This window comes from Streptomyces sp. NPDC045022 (assembly GCF_056432605.1).
Genome location: NZ_JBWKIR010000017.1, coordinates 139,844 through 162,701, shown reverse-complemented (window position 1 = coordinate 162,701; position 22,858 = coordinate 139,844). Strand labels below are relative to the sequence as shown.

Here is a 22,858-nt window from a genome sequence, read left to right as displayed (position 1 = left end):
CCTCGGTGCTTTCCAGGTTCCCGCTTCCGCGTTTCCCTTTCCGGCGGTTCCGACTCTATCAGATCCTTTCGGTGTCTGACTCCCAGTCAGGGGGGTTTGTCTTCCCGGCCGCTGGGCCGTTCCGACGAGTGAGACTTTAGCGGATTCCCGGCTCCCGAGCTAATCGGGGGCTACGTCCTTTCGAACATGGATTCCTCATTTCGCAAATACGCACGCCAGTGCAGCCGACGCCGGAGCATCGATTGATGGGTGGTGCTTGCGGAATGGCTGTCCGGGGACCGACCTGAATCGGCGCTCACGTCGGACAACTCGGAGAACAGTACGGATCCGTGGTGGGTGTGTCAACTCAGCCCCCGAGGCCCTGCCTGCGGCGTATGCTCGGGGACGTGACTACGCGTACGTGCACCCAGCTTTGGTGGGCCGCCTGACGGCGGCCGTACTCACGTATGCACTCAACGGCCGCCGCTTCGGCGGCCGTTCTCGTATCTCCTCCGGGACTCCCGGGGCCGGCCGCAGGAGCGGCGGTCCCGATCAGGAGGTGGAGTGGAGATGACACGGGCCTTCAGCGGTATCCAGCCGACCGGGCACCTGACGCTGGGGAACTACCTGGGAGCCATGCGGCGCTGGGCGGAGGTGGACCAGCACCGGGCGGACTCGCTGTTCTGTGTGGTGGATCTGCACGCGCTGACCGTGGACCACGATCCGGCGCGGGTGAGCAGGCTCAGTCGCCAGACGGCGACGCTGCTGCTGGCCTCCGGGCTCGACCCCGAGGTGTGCACCGTCTTCCTGCAGAGCCATGTCGACGAGCACACGAGGCTGTCGTACCTGCTGGAGTGCGTGGCGGCCGACGGCGAGATGCGGCGGATGATCCAGTACAAGGAGAAGTCCGCGCGGGAGCGGGAGCGCGGCGGGAGCGTGCGGCTGTCGCTGCTGACGTATCCGGTGCTGATGGCGGCGGACATCCTGGCCTATGGCGCGGACGAGGTGCCGGTCGGGCACGACCAGGTGCAGCACGTGGAGCTGACACGGGGCCTGGCGGTGCGGTTCAACCAGCGCTACGGGCACACCTTCGTGTTGCCGCGGGCGACGCTTCCGGGGGTGGCGGCGCGGGTGATGAATCTGCAGGACCCGACCTCGAAGATGGGGAAGTCGGACGACTCGGGTGCGGGGGTCGTCTATCTGCTGGACGAGCCGGACGTGGTGCGGAAGAAGGTCATGCGGGCGGTGACCGACAGCGGGCGGGAGGTCGAGTACGACCGGGAGGCGCGGCCGGGAGTGGCGAACCTGCTGGAGATCCTCGCGGCGTGCACAGGTGGGAACCCCGAGGCCTTGGCCGGCGCGTATGAGTCGTACGGCGCCTTGAAGAAGGACACCGCGGAGGCTGTGGTGGAGGTCCTCAGGCCCGTGCAGGCCAGGCACCGGGAGCTGTGCGCGGATCCCGCCCATGTGGAGAGGGTGCTGCGGGTTGGTGCGGAGAAGGCCCGGTCGATGGCCCGGCCGACCGTCGATGCCGCGTACCGGGCGATCGGTCTGCTGCCTCCGCTGTTCGAGACGGCGCTGAGCACGACCGGCCGTTAGGGACGCGGGGCGTCCGGTGCGTGCGGAGGCGGTCGGCCGGTCCGGTGCCGAGCGGCCGTCGCCCCCGGCACCGGGCGGCCCCGTTCAGCCCTTGCGGCTCGCCTCGGTCCTTCTCGCGGCTCGCCTCAGTCCTTCTTGCCGGAGGCGAGTTCGCGGCTGCGGTCGCGGGCGGCTTCCAGGGCGGCGATGAGGGCGGCTCGTACGCCGTGGTTCTCCAGCTCGCGGATGGCGTTGATGGTCGTGCCGGCCGGAGAGGTGACGTTCTCGCGGAGCTTGACGGGATGCTCGCCGCTGTCGCGGAGCATCACGGCGGCGCCGATGGCGGACTGGACGATGAGGTCGTGGGCCTTGTCGCGGGGCAGGCCGAGCAGGATGCCGGCGTCGGTCATGGCTTCGACCAGGTAGAAGAAGTACGCCGGGCCGGAGCCGGACAGCGCGGTGCAGGCGTCCTGCTGGCTCTCGGGCACGCGGAGCGTCTTGCCGACGGCGCCGAAGATCTCCTCGGCGGTGGCGAGGTGGTCGGCGGTGGCGTGGCTGCCGGCGGAGATGACCGACATGGCCTCGTCGACGAGGGCGGGCGTGTTGGTCATGACACGGACGACCGGGGTGCCAGCGGCGAGGCGTTCCTCGAAGAAGGAGGTGGGGATTCCCGCGGCTCCGCTGATGACCAGGCGGTCGGCGGGGATGTGCGGCGTGAGTTCGTCCAGAAGGGTGCCCATGTCCTGCGGCTTGACCGTGAGGATCAGGGTGTCGGCGGACTTGGCGGCCTCGGTGTTGCCGACCGGGGTGACCCCGTAGCGGGTGCGGAGTTCTTCGGCGCGTTCGGGGCGGCGGGCGGTGACCAGGAGGTCGGCGGGGGCCCAGCCGGCCCGGATCATTCCGCTGAGCAGGGCTTCGCCGATCTTGCCGGTGCCGAGGACTGCGACTTTCTGGCTCATGGGGTCATCCTCGCACCGGGCCTGACGGGTGGGGGGTGGCTGTCCGGCAGGCGGAACACCGCCGGGCGCGCCTAGGACGTGCGGCGCCTGAGGGTGGCCGCGCCCAGGCCCAGGACGAGCAGTGCGCAGCCGGCCACGATCAGGACGTCGCGGACGAAGGTCGCGGTCATGTCGGTGTGATGCAGGACCTGGTTCATGCCGTCCACGGCGTACGACATCGGCAGGGCGTCGGAGATGCCCTTCAGGACCGGGTGCATGTCGGAGCGGGGGGTGAACAGGCCGCAGAGGAGGAGCTGGGGAAAGATCACCGCGGGCATGAACTGGACCGCCTGGAATTCCGAGGCCGCGAAGGCCGAGACGAAGAGACCGAGGGCCGTGCCGAGCAGCGCGTCGAGGAGGGCGACGAGCAGGAGCAGCCAGGGGGAGCCGGTGACGTCGAGGCCGAGCAGCCACACCGCGAGGCCGGTGGCGAGGGCCGACTGGACGACGGCGAGGGCACCGAAGGCGAGGGCGTAGCCGGCGATGACGTCGGCCTTGCCGAGGGGCATGGCGAGGAGGCGTTCCAGCGTGCCGGAGGTGCGTTCGCGCAGGGTGGCGATGGAGGTGACCAGGAACATCGTGATCAGCGGGAAGATCCCGAGCAGGGAGGCGCCGATGTTGTCGAAGGTGCGGGGGCTGGCGTCGAAGACGTAGCGCAGCAGGACCAGCATCAGGCAGGGGATGAGGATCATCAGCGCGATGGTGCGCGGGTCGTGGCGGAGCTGGCGAAGGACCCGGGCGGCCGTGGCGGTGGTGCGGGCGGTGCTGAAGGCGCTGGTGGGTGCGGGGGTGTGCGCGGGGGTGCTCGTGCTCATCGGGTGCTCTCCTTGGTGCGGCCCGCGGTGCCGGCCTGGTCGACGAGGTGCAGGAAGGCGGCCTCGACCGTGTCGGTGCCGGTGCGGGTGCGCAGGGCGTCCGGGGTGTCGTCGGCGAGGATCTCGCCCTCGCGCATGAGGAGGAGGCGGTGGCAGCGCTCGGCCTCGTCCATGACGTGGGAGGAGACGAGGAGAGTGGTGCCGCGGGTGGCGGCGAGGTCGTGGAAGAGGCTCCACAGGTCGCGGCGCAGGACGGGGTCGAGACCGACGGTGGGCTCGTCCAGGACGAGGAGGTCGGGGGTGCCGAGGAGGGCGACGGCCAGGGAGACGCGGCTGCGCTGACCGCCGGAGAGGTTGCCGGCGAGGGCGTCGGCGTGGCTGGTGAGGTCGACGTCGGCGATGGCCTGGGTGACGTGCTGGTGGCGGCGTTCGGCGGCGGTGCGGCCGGGGTCGAGGATCGCGGCGAAGTAGTCGAGGTTCTGGCGGACGGTCAGGTCGTCGTAGACGGACGGGGCCTGGGTGACGTAGCCGATGCCGCTGCGGAGGGCGGGGTGGCCGGCCGGGCGGCCGAGGACGTTCAGGGTGCCGGTGACCTTGGCCTGGGTGCCGACGATGGAGCGCATGAGGGTCGATTTGCCGCAGCCGGAGGGGCCGAGCAGGCCGGTGATCCGGCCGCGGGGCACGGTGAAGCGGAGGTGGTGCAGGACGGTGCGGGGGCCGCGCACGACGGTGAGGTCTTCGGCGTGGACGGCGGGGGCGGGGGCCGGGTGTGGTGGGTCCGGCACGTAATTCATCATGCGATGAATAATCTGCCCGGGCGGTCCGGAACGTCAAGAGGGAGGGAGTGCTTGTTCCGGGCGGGCGCTTCTGCCGGGCGGACTCTGGTGGCCGAGGCGGGAGGTGGGTCGCATGGGTGAAGGCGGTCCCGGGATGGGGGCACACGCGGGAGCGGCGGCCGGGCGAGACCCGTCCGCCGCTCCACGGGGGAGGGAAGACCCGTCCGCCGCTCCACCGGCGCGGGAAGCCGAGGTCAGGGCTTGGTGGCGACGAGCAGCAGCACGTCGTACGTCTCCTCGACGACGCCGTCCGGGAAGACGTTCAGCAGGTGGGCGCGCTCCTCGGCCAGGAAGGCGGTCCTGCGTTCCTCGGACGTCACGAGGAAGAGGGAATGGCTGCCGAGGTTGGCCAGGTGGGTGTCGATCGGCACCCGGCGGCTCCAGCGGATCTCGCGTCGGGTGAAGTCGAGACGGCCGCTGGGGTCGGCCCGGTCCGTGCGCTCACCGGCCTTGCGCTTCTCGGCGGCGATGTCCACGCCGAAGAAGCGGGCGACGCGATCGGCGGCCTCGGCGATCCAGTCGACGCCGACGGCGTCGGTGTTCCACCACAGCGCCAGCGCGCCGCCCGGCCGCAGCACCCGCAGCGCCTCCGGGACCGACTGGGCCGGGTCGGTCCAGTGCCAGGCCTGGGCGTAGGTGAGGAAGTCGGCGTGCGCGTCGGCGACGGGGAGGGCGTTGCCGTTGCCCCGGACGAGCGGGATGTGGGGCAGGCCGCGGCGGAACTCGGCGGCCATCCCGTCGCCGGGCTCGACCGCGAGGACGTCGGCGCCGCGGGCGTGCAGGAGGGCGGTGGCGATGCCGGTACCGGCGCCGGCGTCCACAACCTTGGCTCCGGACAGGGACCGGCCGGCCGTTTCCTCGACGGCGTCGAAGAGGGCGGGCGGGTAGGAGGGGCGGTTCGCGGCGTACTGGGCGGCGGCGGAGTCGAAGGAGCGGGCGCGCAGAGTGCGGGAGGCGTGTGGGCCGGTGGGCGGCTGCGTGGTCGTCATGCGGCCATGGTGGTCGGAGCGTGGCGCGAAGGGACAGCGACTTGTGGCCGACCGGACCCGCGGGCCGGGCCTCCTACCGGTGCCGCTTCTTTTTCGACGGGTTGCCGGTGCGGCGGGTGGTGCGGCGTTCGTGTTCCTCGCGGGCCTTGTCGTACTCCTCGCGGTGCAGCTTCTCGCCCGGGGCCTCGGTGAGGGAGCGGACGAAGTAGGCGAGGAGGGAGCCGACGAAGCCGATGGCGAGCAGGCCACGCAGGGAGGCCTGGCGCCGGGGGTCGTGGCGCTTGCCGAAGCCCTCCCAGGTGTTGCGGAAGGCGAGCGCGCTGCAGATCGCGAACATGACCGTGATCAGCACCATCACGAAGGAGCCGGTGTCGGCGATCCGAATGCCGTCGTAGGCGAGGCGCAGCACCAGGCAGGAGGCGGCGGCCGCGGCGAGGGAGCCGACGGCGACGCCGGCCCGGCGGAGCGCGTAGCCGTTGTCGTGGTTCACCCAGGAGGTGCCGAAGAAGCGCAGGGGCTCCGGGCGGGGGCCGCCGCTCCGGGCCGCGCCGCCTGGGGAGCCCGCCGGGGTGTCCGGGGTGCCGGTTTCGTCGCTCACGGGACGATTATGGCGCCGGGCGGAGGCGGGCTTCCGGGTGGGGTCGGGCGCGGCGGGGGCGTCAGACGGCGCAGCGTGAGGCGATGTAGCCGTTGCTGCCTGTCTGGACGTAGGCGTCGGAGACGTACTCGCCGTTGTCGATGTTGTCCCAGATCTTCGTGGTGCCGTAGGGGCCCGTGACCGTCGTGCCAGGTGCCTGGCAGAAGATCGCGACGCGGGAGCCCTCGGGGAGGACCCGGACGATGCTGTAGCTGGTGCCGGGGCCGTTGCGGACGTTCAGGCGGACACCCGGGGCCACCGCGAACGTGCGCACGGTCGCCTCCGCCGTGAGGGACGCCTGCTCGGCGGAGCCCGTGGTTGCTTCCGAACGGTCGACAGACATGAGACCTCTCCCCCTGGGCCCCACGGCCGTCATGGGGACCGTCGATTTCTCGAAGCGAGTCACGGAACACCTGTGCGCGACTCGCACGCGGAGGCTAGCAAGCCGCCTCTGTGTCGTACGAGTCATCGACTAGGCTCCGTGCGTCGCGCGCGGACGATGAGCACGGGGGGCGGTCCATGGCGCCACAGCGCAGCACCGGAGCGGGCGCGGAAGCGGAACTTCCCGAGTACGCCGGTCACTACCACCTGGAGTCGTGTCTGGGGTCGGGTGGCATGGGCGTCGTCCACCTCGCCCGCAGCACCTCGGGGATGAGGCTCGCGGTGAAGGTCGTACATGCCGAGTTCGCCAGGGACCCCGAGTTCAGGGGCCGGTTCCGGCAGGAGGTGGCCGCGGCCCGGCGAGTGAGCGGTGCCTTCACCGCGCCTGTCGTCGACGCCGATCCGGAGGCCGCACGGCCCTGGATGGCCACGCTGTTCATTCCCGGGCCGACCCTTTCCGACCAGGTGAAGGGGAATGGCCCCATGGCTCCGGAGCAGTTGCGGCGGCTGATGGCCGGGCTCGCGGAGGCGCTGCGCGACATCCATCGTGTCGGGGTCGTGCACCGGGATCTCAAGCCGAGCAACGTCCTGCTCGCCGAGGATGGGCCGAAGGTCATCGATTTCGGCATCTCCCGGCCGAAGGACAGTGAACTGCGCACGGAGACGGGGAAGTTGATCGGCACGCCGCCGTTCATGGCGCCCGAGCAGTTCCGCCGGCCCCGGGAGGTGGGACCGGCGGCGGACATCTTCGCCCTGGGGTCCGTGATGGTGCACGCGGCGACCGGGCGGGGGCCGTTCGACTCCGACAGCCCGTACGTGGTCGCGTATCAGGTGGTGCACGACGAACCCGATCTGGCGGGGGTGCCGGCGAGTCTCGCACCGCTGGTCGGGCGCTGTCTCGCCAAGGAGCCCGAAGAGCGGCCGACCCCCGACGAGTTGATGCGGGAGCTGCGCTCCGTGGCGGCCTCGTACGACACGCAGGCCTTCATACCGGCGCAGCGGGCCGGAGACGACGCCGGGCGGCGGGGGCCCGCCCCCGCGCAGGTCGGGCCGGAGTCCCGGGACCGCTCGTCCCGGCGGACGGTCCTCGGCCGTCCGGTCTCCCGCACCCTCTTCGCCGTCGCGTCCGCCGCCCTGGTCACAGCCGGTGTGCTCGCGGCGCTGCTGTGGCCGCGCGGTGACGGCGGCCCGGCGGTGAAGGAGACCGGCGCCCGTGCCGGTGCGGCCGGGTTCACCGCCTGGCGGGCGAAGCCGGCGGGCGAAGGCTCCGGGATGCCCCGGTGCGCCGACGGCGCCGGACGGTTGCTGTGCTTCCGTTCCGGGTCGGCCTACGCCCTCGACCTGACGGACGGCACGCTGCTCTGGCGGCGCGCGGTCGCCGGGGAACACTCCAATGGCACGCCCGCGCTGGCGGGCGGACTGCTGTTGCTGCCCACGGACGGCGGCAGCCGGGTGGTGGCTCTCGATCCGGCCTCCGGACGGTCCCGCTGGCAGCGGACCGTGCCCGGCCACGCGGGTACGCGGATCGCCGGTGACATGCTTCTGATCACCGGCGCGGACGGAACGGTGACGGGAGTGGACGGGAGGTCGGGGAACGAGAAGTGGCACCGGCGCCTGCCCGGCCGCGGCACCCCCACCCTGACCACCTACGCCGGCGACCCGCTGGTCCACGCGGCCACCACCTCCGCCGATGGGGCGTACACGCTGGTCACCGCGCTGGACGCGCACACCGGTGCCGCGCGCTGGGAGGCGCGGTCGCGGGGCGCCCTGCGATCCGTCGGCAGCCAGGACGGTTCGCTGATCCTGCTGTCCGACGACAACGCCTCCGCGGTCACGGACGCGGTGGTCCGCTACTCGCCCGGCTCGAGGACGACGCGCCGCATGGCGTTGCCCGTTCCGCTGACCGCTCCGCAGGCCGCCGTGCGCGGCCACATGATCTACCTGCTGGCGGCCGGTGGCTCGCTGGACGCCGTCGACCTGAACGCCGGGAAGCGGCTGTGGCACCTGGAGACGGCCGTGAGCCGTGGCTCGGCGCCCGCCGCCACCGCCGAGCACGTGTACTTCAGCGCCCCCGACGGGCGCCTGCTCGCCGTGGACGCCCGTGACGGACGCCTGCTCGGGCAGACACCGCCACGGCTCGGCACGAACTCGGCCGAGGTCGCCGGCACGCTGCCGTCGCCGCTGGTCGTCGGCGACCACGTCTACGCCACCGCCCCTGACGGCACCGTCTTCGCCAGGGACGGGCGGGTCCCCTCGGCCTGGTGAGACTCGGCCTGGTGAGACGGCGAAGGGGCCGCGCCCGATGGGTGCGGCCCCCGTCGCGGGCGTCGGGTCAGCCCAGCCTGCTCACATCGCGCACCGCGCCCTTGTCCGCGCTGGTCGCCATCGCCGCGTAGGCCCGGAGGGCGGCGGAGACCTTGCGGTCGCGCTTCTTCGGGGCGTAGACGCCGTTCAGGGCCTGCTCGCGGCGCGCGAGTTCCGCCTCGTCGACCAGCAGCTCGATGGTGCGGCCCGGGATGTCGATGCGGATGCGGTCACCGTCCTGGACGAGGGCGATGGTGCCGCCGGAGGCCGCCTCGGGGGAGGCGTGGCCGATCGACAGGCCCGATGTGCCGCCGGAGAAGCGGCCGTCGGTGATCAGCGCGCAGCTCTTGCCGAGGCCGCGGCCCTTCAGGTACGAGGTCGGGTACAGCATCTCCTGCATGCCGGGGCCGCCCTTGGGGCCCTCGTAGCGGATGACGACGACGTCGCCGTCCTTGACCTCCTGGGTGAGGATCCGCTGGACGGCCTCCTCCTGGGACTCGCAGACCACCGCGGGGCCCTCGAAGGTCCAGATCGACTCGTCGACGCCGGCCGTCTTCACGACGCAGCCGTCGACCGCCAGGTTGCCCCGGAGGACCGCGAGGCCGCCGTCCTTGGAGTACGCGTGCTCGGCGGAGCGGATGCAGCCGCCCTCGGCGTCGTCGTCCAGTGCCTCCCAGCGCTCGGACTGGGAGAAGGCCTCGGCGGAGCGGACGCAGCCGGGGGCCGCGTGCCACAGCTCGACGGCCTCGGGGGACGGGGAGCCGCCGCGGACGTCCCACGTCTTCAGCCAGTCCGACAGCGAGGGGCTGTGGACGGCGTGCACGTCCTCGTTGAGGAGGCCCGCGCGGTGCAGTTCACCGAGCAGGGCCGGGATGCCGCCGGCGCGGTGCACGTCCTCCATGTAGTACGTGCGGTCCTTCGCGACGTTGGGCGCGACCTTGGCCAGGCAGGGCACCCGGCGCGAGACCGCGTCGATCTCCTCCAGGCCGAAGGGGACGCCCGCCTCCTGGGCGGCGGCCAGCAGGTGCAGGATCGTGTTGGTGGAGCCGCCCATCGCGATGTCCAGGGCCATGGCGTTCTCGAAGGCCTGGAAGGTGGCGACGTTGAGCGGCAGGACCGTGGCGTCGTCCTGCTCGTAGTAACGGCGGGTGATGTCCATGACCGTGCGGGCCGCGTCGACGTAGAGCTGCTTGCGCGCGGTGTGGGTGGCGAGGACCGAGCCGTTGCCGGGCAGGGACAGGCCGATCGCCTCGGTGAGGCAGTTCATCGAGTTGGCGGTGAACATGCCGGAGCACGAGCCGCAGGTCGGACAGGCGTTCTCCTCGATACGGAGGATGTCCTCGTCCGAAATCTTGTCGTTCACGGCGTCGGAGATCGCGTCGACCAGGTCGAGCGTGCGGACCGTGCCGTCGACCAGGGTGGCCCGGCCGGACTCCATGGGGCCGCCGGAGACGAAGACCGTCGGGATGTTCAGGCGCAGGGCGGCCATCAGCATGCCCGGGGTGATCTTGTCGCAGTTGGAGATGCAGACCAGGGCGTCGGCGCAGTGCGCCTCGACCATGTACTCCACCGAGTCCGCGATCAGGTCGCGGGAGGGCAGGGAGTAGAGCATGCCGCCGTGGCCCATGGCGATGCCGTCGTCGACGGCGATCGTGTTGAACTCGCGCGGGATGCCGCCGGCCTCCTTGATCGCCTCGCTGACGATCCGGCCGACCGGCTGCAGGTGGGTGTGGCCCGGCACGAACTCGGTGAAGGAGTTCGCGACGGCGATGACCGGCTTCCGGCCGATGTCCGCACCGGGTACACCGGAGGCGCGCATAAGGGCGCGGGCGCCCGCCATGTTGCGGCCGTGGGTGACTGTGCGGGACCTCAGCTCGGGCATCGTCGCTCGCTCCTTCGAAGACCGTCCGCCAGAGAGTTCTGGCTCTTACGAGCGTACGCCGCCCCTCCGAGGGCTGGACAAGCCTGTCCGGAATGCGGGACGCGCGTTTCACTCCGCGTGCCTGTCAGGGTTGCGTCAGATGCCTCTGCACCACCGGCGCCACCCGCGCGATGATCTGCTCCAGGTCCGCCGACGCCAGCGGCTCCAGCTTGATCACGTAACGCATCATCGCCGTGCCCACCAGCTGCGCGGCCGCCAGCTCGGCGCGCAGCTCCGCGTCCGGCAGGTCCAGCTGGGCGGCGATGCGGCGCAGCAGCTGGGAGGCGACGAGGCGGCGGAAGACGGCGGCGGCGGTCTCGTTGTTCACGGCGGACCGGAGGATCGCGAGGAGGGGTGTACGGGTGACGGGGTTGTCCCAGACGCCGAAGACGAAGCGGGTCAGCCGCTCCCCCACCGCGTCCAGCGGGGCGTCGGCCAAGGCGTTCGGGGCATCCAGGGCGGGCGCGAAGGCGACCTCGATGGCGGCCTCGAAGACCTGCTCCTTGGTGCCGAAGTAGTGGTGGACGAGCGCCGAGTCCACGCCGGCCGCCTTGGCGATCCCGCGTACGGACGTCTTCTCGTACCCGCGTTCGGAGAACTCCTCGCGGGCCGCGGTGAGGATGCGGTCGCGGGTGCCGGCGGACTCGGTGCGCGGGGGGCGACCGCGACGACGCGCCTTGGGCTGCGGCGCCGACGGGAGTGAGCTCTCCGCCGCCGCGGGGGGCTGCGACGGCGGGACCGAGGTCTCCCCCGCCGGGGGCGAAGGCTCGTGTGCCGCCGGGGGCGAGGGCTTTGCCGCCGGGTGCGAAGGCTCGTGTGCCACCCGGGGCGAGGGCTCGTGTGCCGCCCGGGGCGAGGACTCCTCCGCCGCGGGAGGCTGCGACGGCGGGACCGAGGTCTCCCCCACCGCGAGAGGCTTCGCCACCGGGGGCGAGGACTCGGGTGCCACCGGAGGCGAAGGCTCGGGTGCCGCCGGGGGCGTGGGCTCGCTCATCGCCGGGGCACCCGCACCGCCGAGGCCAGGTGCTTGCGCGTGAACTCCAGGGCCTCGGCGAGGTCGGCCTCACGTTCGGCGCTGGACATCGCCCGCCGGGTGTTGACCTCGATGACGACATGGCCGTCGAACCCGGTGAGCGCGAGGCGCTCCAGCAGCTCGGCGCAGGGCTGGGTGCCGCGGCCGGGCACGAGGTGCTCGTCCTTGGCCGAGCCCCGGCCGTCGGCGAGGTGGACGTGTCCGAGGCGCTCGCCCATGCGGCCGATCATGTCCAGGGCGTCGGTGCGGGCCGTCGCCGTGTGGCTGAGGTCGATCGTGAAGTGCCGGTAGTCGTCCTGGGTGACGTCCCAGTCGGGGGCGTAGGCGAGCATCTCGCGGTCGCGGTACCGCCAGGGGTACATGTTCTCGACGGCGAACCGTACGTCCGTCTCGTTCGCCATCCGCCAGATCCCGTCGACGAAGTCCCGGGCGTACTGCCGCTGCCAGCGGAAGGGCGGGTGCACGACGACGGTGGAGGCGCCCAGCTTCTCCGCGGCCGCCTTGGCCCGCTGGAGCTTCACCCAGGGGTCGGTGGACCAGACCCGCTGGGTGATCAGCAGGCAGGGGGCGTGGACGGCCAGGATGGGGATGCCGTGGTAGTCCGACAGGCGGCGCAGCGCCTCGATGTCCTGGCTGACCGGGTCGGTCCACACCATGACCTCGACGCCGTCGTAGCCGAGGCGCGCGGCGATCTCGAAGGCCGTCGCCGTCGACTCCGGGTACACGGAGGCCGTCGACAGGGCGACGCGCACGTCCCTTGGTTCAGCCACGTCCGTCACCTTACGGGGTCGGGCGGTGCGGGTGCCGGGTGCCTGTTCGCCGTTGTGAGGTTTGCCATTCGGGCGGGTGCGGCGAGCGGCGTGGTCGGCCGCGCCGTTCCCCGCGCCCCTCGGAAGTCAGGCCGTACCCAGGTGATCGAGGCGCCGCAGGATCACGCCTTCCCGGAGCGCCCAGGGGCATATCTCCAGGCTCTCCACGCCGAAAAGGTCCATCACGCCCTCGGCCACCAACGCGCCCGCCAGGAGCTGGTTGGCCCTGCCCTCCGAGACCCCGGGGAGTTCGCAGCGCTGTTCCGTGGTCATGCCGGCCAGCCGCGGGACCCAGGCCTCCAGGGACTCGCGCTTGAGTTCGCGCTGGACGTAGAGGCCGTCGGCGCTGCGGGCGGCGCCGGCGATGCGGGCGAGCTGCTTGAAGGTCTTGGACGTGCCGACCACGTGGTCGGGAGCGCCGAAGCGGCTGAATTCGCCGACCGTGCGGGCGATCTGCGCACGGGCGTGGCGGCGCAGCGCGCGGACGTCCTCCGGGTCGGGCGGGTCGCCGGGCAGCCAGCCGGCGGTGAGGCGGCCGGCGCCGAGCGGGAGGGAGACGGCGGTGTCCGGCTCCTCGTCCATGCCGTAGGCGATCTCCAGGGAGCCCCCTCCGATGTCGAGGACCAGCAGCTTTCCGGCGGACCAGCCGAACCAGCGGCGGACCGCGAGAAAGGTGAGCCGGGCCTCCTCCTCGCCGGTGAGCACCTGGAGCCGTACGCCGGTCTCGGCCTCCACGCGCGCGAGGACGTCGTCGGCGTTGCTCGCCTCCCGTACGGCGGAGGTGGCGAACGGCAGCAGGTTCTCCACGCCCTTGTCCTCGGCGGCCTGGAGCGCCTCCCGTACGACGGCGATCAGCCTGTCGACGCCTTCGTCACCGATGGCACCGCTGTCGTCGAGGAGTTGGGCGAGCCGCAGTTCGGCCTTGTGCGAATGCGCGGGCAGCGGGCGGGCGCCGGGGTGGGCGTCCACCACCAGCAGGTGCACCGTGTTCGAGCCCACGTCCAGGACACCGAGTCTCATGTACGGAACGCTACTGCCAGAACGTCCGTCCTCGGTCCCCGGAGCGGGCCCGGGCCACTTACCCTGGAGACGTGCCAAAGACGAAAAAGGCGAACTCCGTGAAATCGGAAAAGGCGGACAAGGTTCGCAAAGGCGCCAAAGCGCCCAAGAGGCCGAAGGCGAGCGACGAGAAGGGGCTCGACTTCGCGCGCGCCTGGGTGGAGTTCCCTGATCCGGCGGACGACGAGCAGGTCTTCCGCTGCGATCTGACATGGCTGACCTCTCGCTGGAACTGCATCTTCGGCAGCGGCTGCCAGGGCATCCAGGCCGGCCGCGCGGACGACGGGTGCTGCTCGCTGGGCGCCCACTTCTCCGACGAGGACGACGAGAAGCGGGTCGCCGAGCATGTGGCCCGGCTGACGCCGGAGATCTGGCAGCACCACGACGAGGGCACCCGCAACGGCTGGGTCTCCGAGGACGAGGAGGGGTCCCGGCAGACGCGGCCCTTCCAGGGTTCCTGCATCTTCCAGAACCGGCCCGGCTTCGCGGGCGGCATGGGCTGCTCGCTGCACATCCTCGCCCTGAAGGAGGGCCGGGAGCCGCTGGAGACCAAGCCGGACGTGTGCTGGCAGCTGCCGATCCGGCGGACGTACGACTGGATCGACCGGCCGGACGACACGCGCGTGCTGCAGGTGTCCATCGGCGAGTACGACCGCCGGGGCTGGGGCCCGGGCGGCCACGACCTGCACTGGTGGTGCACCTCGGCGACGTCGGCGCACGGCGCGGGCGATCCGGTGTACGTCTCCTACCGGCCCGAGCTGACCGAGCTGATGGGCAAGGCCGGCTACGACCGTCTGGTCGAGCTGTGCGAACAGCGCCTGGCGTCCCAGCTGCCCCTGCTGGCCCCCCACCCGGCGGACCCCACGCCATAGCCCCTCTTCCGCCCCACCCCGGCCGCTGTGAGGGGCCGGGTGATGGGCAGATACGTTCCGCCCTCCTGGCCTGGCGTCGGCATGATCGAAACGAGAGGCCCTAGGTGCCGGACGGGCCCGGTGTGTCCGTGTCGGACGGCGAGGGGGTCGGGGGCGGGGAGTCGGAGGACGAGGGTGGGTCGGTGGGGGTGGGAGTCGGGTCCGCCGGGGGCGGGGACGGGCTGGTGGGCGGGTCGGTGGGGGGTGTGCTGGACGGCGCCGGAGCCGGCTCGGCGGACGACGGGACGGGCGTGGGGCGGCTCGGCGCGGTGCCGTAGCCGTCGATGGTGACCACGGCGCCGGCCGGGGAGATCGCCACCTGTGCGCGCCAGTGGCCGGAGGGCTCGCGCAGATGGTCGACGTACACCTTGACCGTCAACGTCTCGCCGGGTTCGAGGGTGCCCGTGGCCTGGCTGAAGTAGAGCCAGGCCGCCGAGGTGGACGCGGACCAGCGCACCGGTGCGGAACCCGAGGCGGTGAGGATGATCAGGGTGGTGTCGCCGTCGTTGGCCGCGCCGACCGCGAGGTGTCCGGCGCCCTTCTCGCCGCTGCCGGAGACGCTCACGACCTCCACGGAGACGTCCGGCTTGCCGTCCTTGCCGGTGCGCGCCCCGGGCTTCACGCTGGCGTTCCCCGCGTTCTCGTAGCCGCCCGCCGCGTCGCTGCCGAGCGCGTCGGGGCCCTGCGCCTCGCGCGCGGTGGCGGAGTGGCCGTCCTCGTCGCCCACCGGAGCCCCCCGGTAGGCGGCCCACAGGGCGAGCACGGGCGCGGCGACGACCGTGGCGACGACGGTCGTCGTGACGGCACGCGCGCGAAGGCGGTCGCGGCGGGCCGCGCGGTCCTTGGGGTCCATCGGGAAGCCGCGCCGGTCGAAGCGGGGTACGGCGGCGCCCCGCGCGCGTGGGTGGTGGGCGAGGGCCATGTGCAGGGCCGCCCGGGGTGCCGCCAGGACGGGCAGCTCGGCCGGGGTGACCGTGGCGCCGGGCCAGCGGCCGGGGACGGCGCGCTCGGCGGTACGGCGGCAGCGCGGACAGTCGTCGACGTGCCGGACCAGCTCGCGGCGCAGCGCGGTGCTGAGGACCAGCCGGCTGTCGCCGGTGAGGTGGGCCACGCTCGGACAGCCGCCGGTCTCGACGACGGCCAGGGCGGCGCGGGTGCGCTCGACCTCGCAGGCGGCCGCAGCGAGCAGCTCGCGCGCGGTGGCGGGTTCCATGCCGAGGACGGCGGCGACCTCGTGGGCGGCGAGATGGTGGCGGACGGCGAGTTCCAGGGCCTCGCGCTGCTCGGGGGAGGTACCGGCCGCCTCCGGCCAGGCGAGCAGGGCGAGTTCGGCGCGCCGCTGCTCCTGGACCTCGGGGGCGACGGACGGGTCGGGGACCGTTCTCCCGGCGGCGGTACGGCCCGCCGCGTGGGTGGCCTGACGTTTCTGCTTGGCCTCGGCCAGCTTGCGCAGGCATGCCCAGCGGGCCAGCGCGTACAGCCAGGCCCTGCGGTCGGTGGCGGCCTCCGGGACGCGGTGCCCGCGCCGCTCGGCCAGGGCGAGGACGTCACCGAGGGCCGCGGTGGCCGCGTCGTGGTCGCACAGCACCGACAGACAGTAGGTGAACAGACCGTCCAGATAGGGTTCGTAGCGGGCCGGCGGCCGCTGGGCGACGGTGCGCGCGGCGGCGCGATCACGCGCCTCGCGGTGCGCCCGGTGCGCGCCGGTGGTGCGGGTCGTGGTCTCCGGACTGCTACTCATCACCCGTGCGACCGTAGGCGGCGGCGGAGTGCCCCTTCTGTAAGCTTGAGCACTTTTAATCCGTACGGGTGAAACGATCCCTCATAAGGGGACAGGAACCCTTTGTTCCACGGCTGGTTTCCGATGTGGGGTGGCCGATACCGGACCGCCCACAAGCGGCCCCCGGTCCCGTTGTCAGTGCCGCGGGCTACGGTTTCCGCATGGCTGCCCGTACCAAGACCACCAAGGACCGCCCGTCCTACCGCTGCACCGAGTGCGGCTGGCAGACGGCCAAGTGGCTCGGCCGCTGCCCGGAGTGCCAGGCCTGGGGCACGGTCGAGGAGTACGGCGCGCCCGGGGTCCGTACGACGGCACCGGGCCGTGTGACCAGCTCCGCGCTGCCCATCGGCCAGGTCGACGGCCGCCAGGCCACCGCCCGCTCGACCGGCGTGCCCGAGCTGGACCGGGTGCTCGGCGGCGGCCTCGTGCCCGGCGCGGTGGTGCTCCTCGCGGGCGAGCCCGGCGTCGGCAAGTCCACCCTCCTGCTGGACGTGGCCGCCAAGTCCGCGAGCTCCGAGCACCGCACCCTCTATGTCACCGGTGAGGAGTCGGCGAGCCAGGTACGGCTGCGTGCCGACCGCATCGGCGCCCTCGACGAGGACCTCTATCTGGCCGCCGAGACCGATCTGTCCGCCGTTCTCGGCCACTTGGACGAGGTGAAGCCGTCCCTGCTGATCCTCGACTCGGTGCAGACGGTGGCCTCCCCGGAGATCGAGGGCGCACCCGGCGGCATGGCCCAGGTCCGGGAGGTCGCGGGCGCCCTGATCCGCGCCTCCAAGGATCGCGGCATGTCCACGCTCCTGGTGGGCCATGTCACGAAGGACGGCGCCATCGCGGGCCCCCGCCTGCTGGAGCACCTGGTCGACGTCGTCCTGCACTTCGAGGGCGACCGGCACGCGCGCCTGCGCCTGGTGCGGGGCGTGAAGAACCGCTACGGCGCGACCGACGAGGTCGGCTGCTTCGAGCTGCACGACGAGGGCATCACGGGCCTCACCGACCCGAGCGGCCTGTTCCTGACCCGCCGTGCCGAACCGGTCCCGGGCACCTGCCTGACCGTCACCCTGGAGGGCCGCCGTCCGCTGGTGGCCGAGGTCCAGGCGCTGACCGTGGACTCCCAGATCCCCTCCCCGCGCCGCACCACCTCGGGCCTGGAGACCTCGCGCGTGTCCATGATGCTGGCCGTCCTGGAGCAGCGGGGCCGGATCAGCGCGCTCGGCAAGCGGGACATCTACTCCGCGACGGTCGGCGGCGTGAAGCTGTCGGAACCGGCCGCCGACCTCGCCATCGCCCTCGCGCTCGCCTCCGCCGCCAGCGACACCCCCCTGCCGAAGAACCTGGTCGCGATCGGCGAGGTGGGCCTCGCGGGCGAGGTCAGACGGGTCACGGGCGTGCAGCGCAGGCTCGCCGAGGCGCACCGGCTGGGCTTCACGCACGCGCTCGTGCCGACCGATCCGGGCAAGGTGCCGGCCGGCATGAAGGTCCTGGAAGTCGCCGACATCGGGGACGCGCTCCGGGTGCTGCCGCGCTCCCGTCGCCGAGAGGCCCCACGGGAGGCGGAGGAGCGCCGGTAGACTTTGCGCAGGTCTCGCCCGTCCGTACGAACCGAGTGCGGGACGGGAGCGCGTCAGAACCTGCGACCGGAGGAGTGCAGTGGCAGCCAACGACCGGGCAGGAGCTCCCGGAAAGTCCGGTGGGAGTGCCGGTGCCGATCGCCTGATGCGCGCCTCGCTGAGCGCCGTGGCGCCGGGGACCCCCCTGCGCGACGGCCTGGAGCGGGTCCTGCGCGGCAACACCGGCGGCCTCATCGTCCTCGGCTCCGACAAGACGGTCGAGGCGCTGTGCACGGGCGGTTTCGTGCTGGACGTCGAGTTCACCGCCACCCGGCTGCGGGAGCTGTGCAAGCTGGACGGCGGCATCGTGCTGTCGTCGGACCTGTCGAAGATCCTGCGCGCGGGAGTCCAGCTGGTCCCGGACCCGACGATCCCCACGGAGGAGACGGGCACCCGGCACCGCACGGCGGACCGGGTGAGCAAGCAGGTCGGCTTCCCGGTGGTCTCCGTCTCCCAGTCGATGCGGCTGATCGCCCTGTACGTGGACGGTCAGCGCCGCGTCCTGGAGGACTCCGCGGCGATCCTCTCCCGCGCGAACCAGGCGCTGGCCACCCTGGAGCGGTACAAGCTCCGTCTCGACGAGGTCGCGGGCACGCTGTCGGCGCTGGAGATCGAGGACCTGGTGACGGTCCGCGACGTGTCGGCGGTCGCCCAGCGACTCGAAATGGTCCGCCGCATCGCCACCGAAATCGCCGAATACGTGGTCGAACTGGGCACGGACGGCCGGCTGCTCGCCCTCCAGTTGGAGGAGCTGATCGCCGGGGTCGAACCCGACCGCGAGCTGGTCGTCCGGGACTACGTCCCCGAGCCGACGGCGAAGCGGTCCCGTACGGTCGAGGAGGCGCTGTCCGAACTGGACGCGCTGTCCCACGCGGAGCTGCTCGAACTCGGCACGGTGGCGCGCGCGCTGGGCTACACCGGCTCCCCCGAGACCCTCGACTCGGCGGTGTCCCCGCGGGGCTTCCGGCTCCTTGCGAAGGTCCCCCGCCTTCCGGGCGCGATCATCGACCGCCTGGTGGAACACTTCGGCGGCCTGCAGAAGCTGCTCGCCGCGAGCGTCGACGACCTCCAGACCGTGGACGGCGTGGGCGAGGCCCGGGCGAGGAGCGTGCGGGAGGGTCTGTCGCGGCTGGCGGAGTCCTCGATCCTCGAGCGGTACGTCTGAGTTCGGGCCGGGACGACCCAACTTTTCGGCACTTCCCCCTGGTTGATCCATAAAGCGTTGCATGGGGTGATCATGCCCGGGTAGCGTGACATCGACCATTGTTCGATTTGAAATTCGAACTGCAGGGGGAATTCCATGAAGAAGCGCCTCATAGGCACGTTCACCGCCGCGGCAGTCCTCGCCCCGGCGCTGGCCCTCGCGGGTTCGGGGCAGGCATTCGCCGCCGACCATGCCGTCACCTGGAAGAACAAGAGCAACAGCGAGTACCTCGCGTACTTCAACGGCAAGGTCCGTACGACTTCTGCCAGCGGGGCGAGCATGAAGTGGGACGAGAGCGAGCAGTCCGACGGCACCTTCACCATGAAGCACCACATGACCGGGAAGTGTCTCGACAGCAACAGCCACGGTGACGTCTACGTCGGTGCCTGCAATGGCGGCAACTACCAGAAATGGTACGAGAGCAAGGACTCCTCGGGCTGGCGGCTGAAGAACAAGGCCACTGGGCGCACCCTCGGGCTGGCGCTCAGTGGGGCCGTTCACACCGATTCCGACTCGGGCGCGCCGCGCCAGCGCTGGAGCTGATCCGTAGCTCGTGCTCGCTGCCGGCTTCCGGGGCTCGTTCCGGCTTGGCCACTGGGGCTCCTCCTTGGGAGCCCGCACACCCTCGGTCGCGTCGCGACCGGGGGTGTAGGCCGGTAAGGGACCGGATCTCAGTCAGCCGACAGCACGAAGGACGCCGCCGCTTTCCCGAACCCCGGTGCCTTCGCCTCCAGCAGATACGTACCCGCCTTCGCCGAGCCGCCGGAGGGCGTCGCACAGTGCGGCGCACTCGGCTTCCGGTCCCACTTCACGGTGTACGTGATGCTCTTGCCCGCCGGCACCCGGAACACCAGGCTCCCCGGCCCCTTGGGGCAGTCGGCCGACGACCAGAAGGCGTCGTCCCCGTCCGCCGGCGTGATCGTCAACACCGCGCTCTTCGGCCCGAGATCGACCTTGCAGTCGACGGACGACGTGTTCTTCGCGGTGAGTTCGAACGTCGGCGTCTGGTCGGGCGAGTAGGAGTTGTGCAGGCTGCGCAGGCTCAACGCCGCCGCGCGGGGTGTGCAGTTGGGCAGGGTGGAGGACGCCGGAAGCGTGTTACCCGTACCGACGTCGCCGCTTCCGGGGCCCGAACCCGAGCCACCGTCGGCCCCGGCCGAGCCGGCCGTGCCGGACGAGCCGGAAGCGCCGCCGTCCGAGCCCCCGGCACCAGCGGAACCGGAACCGCTCCCACCGGAGTCCCCGCCGCCCGACTCGTCCCGTCCGCCCGGATGTTGGCTGATCGCGGAACCGGACGGCGTCGGCCCCGGCGTGATGGTGTGCGTGGGATTCTTGCCGTCGGATCCGTCGGCGTCCTTCTTGCCGCCCCCGCCACCGGCGGTGACGATCCACGTGATCAGCAGCGCCAACAGGGCGACCACGGACAGCAGTACGACCCTCCGACGCCAGTAGATGGTGGAGGGAAGCGGCCCGACCGGATTGCGCAGAGATCCCACGGCGCAAACTGTACGAGAGATCGCGACGCTTGCTCGCGCCACCCGCCGCGCGAAGACCAACTTTTCCGGATCATCATTTCGGCAACTGCCGTCAACGGCGCGCCCCTTCGCTCACCGCAACGCTGGGTGACCGCGCGGTCACCCACCCGGCCCGCCAACCCGTGGCAGGATCGGAGGGCCATGACTGAGAAGCTCCACGCCCCCGTGATCGCCTGGTTCGACGCCCACGCCCGCGACCTCCCCTGGCGCCGCCCGGAGGCGGGTCCATGGGGTGTGATGGTCAGCGAGTTCATGCTCCAGCAGACCCCGGTCAACCGGGTGCTGCCCGTCTACGAGCAGTGGCTGGCCCGCTGGCCGCGCCCCGCAGCCCTCGCGAGGGAGGCGCCGGGTGAGGCGGTGCGCGCCTGGGGCCGGCTCGGCTACCCGCGCCGGGCCCTGCGGCTGCACGGCGCCGCGGTCGCCATAACGGAACGGCACGGCGGGGACGTACCGACGGACCACGCGCAGCTGCTGGCGCTGCCCGGGATCGGCGAGTACACGGCGGCGGCCGTCGCCTCCTTCGCGTACGGGCAGCGGCATCCGGTGCTGGACACCAATGTCCGCCGGGTCCTCGCGCGGGCGGTGAGCGGTGTGCAGTACCCGCCGAACGCGACCACGGCCGCCGAGCGGCGGCTGGCCCGGGAACTGCTGCCGGAGGATGAGCGGACGGCCGCCCGCTGGGCCGCCGCCTCCATGGAGCTGGGTGCGCTGGTGTGCACGGCGAAGAACGAGGGCTGCCAGCGGTGCCCGATCGCCACGCAGTGCGCCTGGCGCGTCGCGGGCAAGCCGGAGCACGCGGGGCCGCCACGGCGCGGGCAGACGTACGCCGGTACGGACCGGCAGGTGCGCGGCAAGCTGCTCGCCGTGCTGCGGGAGGCGCACGCGCCGGTGCCGCAGGCGGCGCTGGACCGGGTGTGGCACGAGCCGGTGCAGCGCGCTCGAGCCCTCGACGGACTGGTCGCGGACGGTCTGGTGGAGCCGCTGCCGGGCGCGTTGTATCGCCTCCCGCTCAACTGACGAACAGCCAAGTCACAGTCGCGTGGGCGCCGTTACCGGGCTCACTGGCTGACAAAGCGTCCCATGGCGGGACATATGGACCACCCCTCTTACCCCACTCGTGCTTCCGTTACACAACCGACGGATAGCCGATTGCTAGCCGAAGGCTGGTCCGCACAGCCCCGTGACAACCACTCCGTAGCTTCTTTTCCGTGCCCGGCAGATCACGGGACACGGGGACAGCAGGACTTCGGGAACGAGCCGGAGTGAACGGGGAACGGAGGCGGTTGATCATGGCCCAGGGCGAGGTGCTCGAATTCGAGGAGTACGTCCGCACCCGGCAGGACGCGCTGCTGCGCAGCGCCCGCCGGCTGGTACCGGACCCCGTCGACGCGCAGGACCTGCTGCAGACCGCGCTGGTACGGACGTACGGCCGCTGGGAGGGCATCGCCGACAAGCGGCTCGCCGACGCCTATCTGCGCCGCGTCATGATCAACACTCGTACGGAGTGGTGGCGGGCGCGCAAGCTGGAGGAGGTCCCGACCGAGCAGCTGCCGGACGCCTGTGTGGAGGACTCCACCGAGCAGCACGCCGACCGGGCCCTGCTGATGGACATCATGAAAGTTCTCGCCCCGAAGCAGCGCAGCGTCGTGGTGCTGCGACACTGGGAGCAGATGTCCACAGAGGAGACGGCCGCCGCCCTCGGCATGTCGGCCGGTACGGTCAAGAGCACGCTGCACCGGGCGCTCGCCCGGCTCCGCGAGGAGCTGGAGGCCCGCGATCTGGACGCACGCGCGCTGGAGCGTGAGGAGCGGGAGCGTTGCGCGGCCTGACCGAGGCCGGGTCCGAGGGGATCCGAGGGAGCACGCAGGCGGTGATCGCGGTGGGGATCGCGTTCGCCGCCATCGCCCTTTTCGTCGCCGCGTGCGGTACGGGGGGCACGGGGGCCCGGGACGAGGGCCCGGCCCACGCCTCGGCGGTGGCGGGAGCCGTCGCCTCGCCCAGCCCCAGCTTGACTACCGGCTATCGGCGGGTTGACGCGGTCTCACTGATCAAGAAGGACCCGGCGGTCTCCTCGACGGTGAAGCGCGAGCTGAAGCCGTGCGGCGGCGACCACTACCCGGTCGACGTCTCCTACGGCGATCTGACCGGCGGATCGGTCAACGACGTCCTGATCAACGTGTCGGCCTGCAGTGACTGGGTGGGCATCGGCACGTACGTGTACCGGGACATCGAGGGCACGTACAAGAATGTGTTCAAGGCGGAGGACTCGCCGGTCTTCTCGGAGATCGACGGCACCGACCTGACGGTGACCAAGCAGGTGTACGACACGGACGATCAGGTGTTCAACCCGTCCCGGGAGACCGTGATCACGTACCGGTGGAAGGCGGGCCGGTTCACCGAGTGGAACAGGCACGACACCTACTACAGCAGAACCGGCGGCGACGCGACGCCCGCGCCGGACAGCTGACCCCCCTCCCCA

At 72.0% G+C, this 22,858-nt stretch carries 20 protein-coding genes and 1 pseudogene; 9 read left to right on the top strand and 12 right to left on the bottom strand.

What is annotated here, in order from left to right:
* The first annotated feature begins 549 nt into the window (after positions 1–549).
* On the top strand, positions 550–1,578 hold the full coding sequence (gene trpS / locus AC07C1_RS27590) for a tryptophan--tRNA ligase (RefSeq protein WP_478943227.1): 1,029 nt from the start codon (positions 550–552) through the stop codon (positions 1,576–1,578).
* Positions 1,579–1,703: 125 nt separating this feature from the next.
* Here trpS and proC read toward each other — a convergent pair whose 3' ends face one another.
* The 6 genes from proC to AC07C1_RS27560 form a co-directional block, all read right to left on the bottom strand.
* Complete coding sequence (gene proC, locus AC07C1_RS27585) at positions 1,704–2,516, bottom strand: pyrroline-5-carboxylate reductase (RefSeq protein ID WP_478943215.1); 813 nt, start codon at positions 2,514–2,516, stop codon at positions 1,704–1,706.
* A gap of 71 nt (positions 2,517–2,587) precedes the next feature.
* Positions 2,588–3,370, bottom strand: a complete 783-nt coding sequence (locus AC07C1_RS27580; RefSeq protein ID WP_478943214.1) for an ABC transporter permease — start codon at positions 3,368–3,370, stop codon at positions 2,588–2,590.
* Positions 3,367–4,167 (bottom strand): ABC transporter ATP-binding protein, encoded by an 801-nt coding sequence (locus tag AC07C1_RS27575; RefSeq protein ID WP_478943212.1) that lies wholly within the window; start codon positions 4,165–4,167, stop codon positions 3,367–3,369. The genes AC07C1_RS27580 and AC07C1_RS27575 overlap by 4 nt, the downstream gene beginning before the upstream one ends.
* Positions 4,168–4,400: 233 nt before the next feature.
* Positions 4,401–5,195, bottom strand: coding sequence for a class I SAM-dependent methyltransferase (locus AC07C1_RS27570; protein ID WP_478943210.1), 795 nt, complete (start codon positions 5,193–5,195; stop codon positions 4,401–4,403).
* A 73-nt stretch (positions 5,196–5,268) separates the two neighbouring features.
* Complete coding sequence (locus tag AC07C1_RS27565; protein WP_478943208.1) at positions 5,269–5,793, bottom strand: EamA/RhaT family transporter; 525 nt, start codon at positions 5,791–5,793, stop codon at positions 5,269–5,271.
* A gap of 61 nt (positions 5,794–5,854) precedes the next feature.
* Complete coding sequence (locus AC07C1_RS27560; RefSeq protein WP_478943206.1) at positions 5,855–6,175, bottom strand: SH3 domain-containing protein; 321 nt, start codon at positions 6,173–6,175, stop codon at positions 5,855–5,857.
* Between the two features lie 176 nt (positions 6,176–6,351).
* Between AC07C1_RS27560 and AC07C1_RS27555 the strand changes: the two genes are divergently transcribed.
* Positions 6,352–8,478 (top strand): protein kinase domain-containing protein, encoded by a 2,127-nt coding sequence (locus AC07C1_RS27555; protein ID WP_478943204.1) that lies wholly within the window; start codon positions 6,352–6,354, stop codon positions 8,476–8,478.
* Positions 8,479–8,545: 67 nt separating this feature from the next.
* Here AC07C1_RS27555 and ilvD read toward each other — a convergent pair whose 3' ends face one another.
* The 4 genes and pseudogenes from ilvD to AC07C1_RS27535 all read right to left on the bottom strand — a co-directional run bounded on the left by ilvD (position 8,546) and on the right by AC07C1_RS27535 (position 13,300).
* Positions 8,546–10,399 (bottom strand): dihydroxy-acid dehydratase, encoded by a 1,854-nt coding sequence (ilvD, locus tag AC07C1_RS27550; RefSeq protein ID WP_478943202.1) that lies wholly within the window; start codon positions 10,397–10,399, stop codon positions 8,546–8,548.
* Positions 10,400–10,523: 124 nt separating this feature from the next.
* Positions 10,524–11,114: pseudogene (locus AC07C1_RS27545) on the bottom strand (TetR/AcrR family transcriptional regulator); the annotation flags it as partial.
* 314 nt (positions 11,115–11,428) lie between these two features.
* Positions 11,429–12,241 carry a sugar phosphate isomerase/epimerase family protein gene (locus tag AC07C1_RS27540; RefSeq protein ID WP_478943200.1) on the bottom strand — a complete coding sequence of 271 codons (813 nt, stop codon included), beginning with the start codon at positions 12,239–12,241 and terminating at the stop codon, positions 11,429–11,431.
* Positions 12,242–12,367: 126 nt separating this feature from the next.
* A complete protein-coding gene (locus tag AC07C1_RS27535) occupies positions 12,368–13,300 on the bottom strand; it encodes a Ppx/GppA family phosphatase (protein ID WP_478943198.1) in 933 nt (310 codons plus the stop codon).
* A 71-nt stretch (positions 13,301–13,371) separates the two neighbouring features.
* Here AC07C1_RS27535 and AC07C1_RS27530 point away from each other — a divergent pair, with 71 nt between their 5' ends.
* Positions 13,372–14,211, top strand: coding sequence for a DUF3109 family protein (locus AC07C1_RS27530; RefSeq protein ID WP_478943197.1), 840 nt, complete (start codon positions 13,372–13,374; stop codon positions 14,209–14,211).
* Between the two features lie 100 nt (positions 14,212–14,311).
* On the opposite strand, the gene AC07C1_RS27525 is transcribed toward AC07C1_RS27530, so the two are convergent.
* Positions 14,312–15,994 carry a BACON domain-containing protein gene (locus tag AC07C1_RS27525; protein ID WP_478943196.1) on the bottom strand — a complete coding sequence of 561 codons (1,683 nt, stop codon included), beginning with the start codon at positions 15,992–15,994 and terminating at the stop codon, positions 14,312–14,314.
* Between the two features lie 197 nt (positions 15,995–16,191).
* Between AC07C1_RS27525 and radA the strand changes: the two genes are divergently transcribed.
* The 3 genes from radA to AC07C1_RS27510 all read left to right on the top strand — a co-directional run bounded on the left by radA (position 16,192) and on the right by AC07C1_RS27510 (position 19,387).
* The gene (gene radA / locus AC07C1_RS27520; protein ID WP_478943194.1) at positions 16,192–17,601 is read left to right on the top strand and encodes a DNA repair protein RadA; all 1,410 of its coding nucleotides are present in this window, start codon (positions 16,192–16,194) and stop codon (positions 17,599–17,601) included.
* Positions 17,602–17,680: 79 nt separating this feature from the next.
* Positions 17,681–18,805 (top strand): DNA integrity scanning diadenylate cyclase DisA, encoded by a 1,125-nt coding sequence (disA, locus tag AC07C1_RS27515; RefSeq protein ID WP_478943192.1) that lies wholly within the window; start codon positions 17,681–17,683, stop codon positions 18,803–18,805.
* A 135-nt stretch (positions 18,806–18,940) separates the two neighbouring features.
* Positions 18,941–19,387, top strand: coding sequence for an RICIN domain-containing protein (locus AC07C1_RS27510; RefSeq protein ID WP_478943191.1), 447 nt, complete (start codon positions 18,941–18,943; stop codon positions 19,385–19,387).
* 128 nt (positions 19,388–19,515) lie between these two features.
* On the opposite strand, the gene AC07C1_RS27505 is transcribed toward AC07C1_RS27510, so the two are convergent.
* Positions 19,516–20,340 (bottom strand): hypothetical protein, encoded by an 825-nt coding sequence (locus AC07C1_RS27505; RefSeq protein WP_478943189.1) that lies wholly within the window; start codon positions 20,338–20,340, stop codon positions 19,516–19,518.
* A 180-nt stretch (positions 20,341–20,520) separates the two neighbouring features.
* Between AC07C1_RS27505 and AC07C1_RS27500 the strand changes: the two genes are divergently transcribed.
* From AC07C1_RS27500 to AC07C1_RS27490, 3 genes are all read left to right on the top strand, one after another.
* Complete coding sequence (locus AC07C1_RS27500) at positions 20,521–21,396, top strand: HhH-GPD family protein (protein WP_478943188.1); 876 nt, start codon at positions 20,521–20,523, stop codon at positions 21,394–21,396.
* Positions 21,397–21,668: 272 nt separating this feature from the next.
* Positions 21,669–22,208 (top strand): SigE family RNA polymerase sigma factor, encoded by a 540-nt coding sequence (locus tag AC07C1_RS27495; RefSeq protein ID WP_478943187.1) that lies wholly within the window; start codon positions 21,669–21,671, stop codon positions 22,206–22,208.
* Complete coding sequence (locus AC07C1_RS27490) at positions 22,196–22,846, top strand: hypothetical protein (RefSeq protein WP_478943185.1); 651 nt, start codon at positions 22,196–22,198, stop codon at positions 22,844–22,846. Before AC07C1_RS27495 ends, AC07C1_RS27490 begins: the two co-directional genes overlap by 13 nt.
* The last annotated feature ends 12 nt before the right edge of the window (positions 22,847–22,858 follow it).

Bases quoted from the DNA above. Each gene is read 5' to 3' on its own strand.
- AC07C1_RS27535 (WP_478943198.1), bottom strand. From the start codon at position 13,300: ATGAGACTCGGTGTCCTGGACGTGGGCTCGAACACGGTGCACCTGCTG.
- trpS (WP_478943227.1), top strand. From the start codon at position 550: ATGACACGGGCCTTCAGCGGTATCCAGCCGACCGGGCACCTGACGCTG.
- AC07C1_RS27575 (WP_478943212.1), bottom strand. From the start codon at position 4,167: ATGATGAATTACGTGCCGGACCCACCACACCCGGCCCCCGCCCCCGCC.
- AC07C1_RS27510 (WP_478943191.1), top strand. From the start codon at position 18,941: ATGAAGAAGCGCCTCATAGGCACGTTCACCGCCGCGGCAGTCCTCGCC.
- AC07C1_RS27570 (WP_478943210.1), bottom strand. From the start codon at position 5,195: ATGACGACCACGCAGCCGCCCACCGGCCCACACGCCTCCCGCACTCTG.
- AC07C1_RS27555 (WP_478943204.1), top strand. From the start codon at position 6,352: ATGGCGCCACAGCGCAGCACCGGAGCGGGCGCGGAAGCGGAACTTCCC.
- AC07C1_RS27580 (WP_478943214.1), bottom strand. From the start codon at position 3,370: ATGAGCACGAGCACCCCCGCGCACACCCCCGCACCCACCAGCGCCTTC.
- AC07C1_RS27495 (WP_478943187.1), top strand. From the start codon at position 21,669: ATGGCCCAGGGCGAGGTGCTCGAATTCGAGGAGTACGTCCGCACCCGG.
- proC (WP_478943215.1), bottom strand. From the start codon at position 2,516: ATGAGCCAGAAAGTCGCAGTCCTCGGCACCGGCAAGATCGGCGAAGCC.
- radA (WP_478943194.1), top strand. From the start codon at position 16,192: ATGGCTGCCCGTACCAAGACCACCAAGGACCGCCCGTCCTACCGCTGC.
- AC07C1_RS27560 (WP_478943206.1), bottom strand. From the start codon at position 6,175: ATGTCTGTCGACCGTTCGGAAGCAACCACGGGCTCCGCCGAGCAGGCG.
- AC07C1_RS27500 (WP_478943188.1), top strand. From the start codon at position 20,521: ATGACTGAGAAGCTCCACGCCCCCGTGATCGCCTGGTTCGACGCCCAC.
- ilvD (WP_478943202.1), bottom strand. From the start codon at position 10,399: ATGCCCGAGCTGAGGTCCCGCACAGTCACCCACGGCCGCAACATGGCG.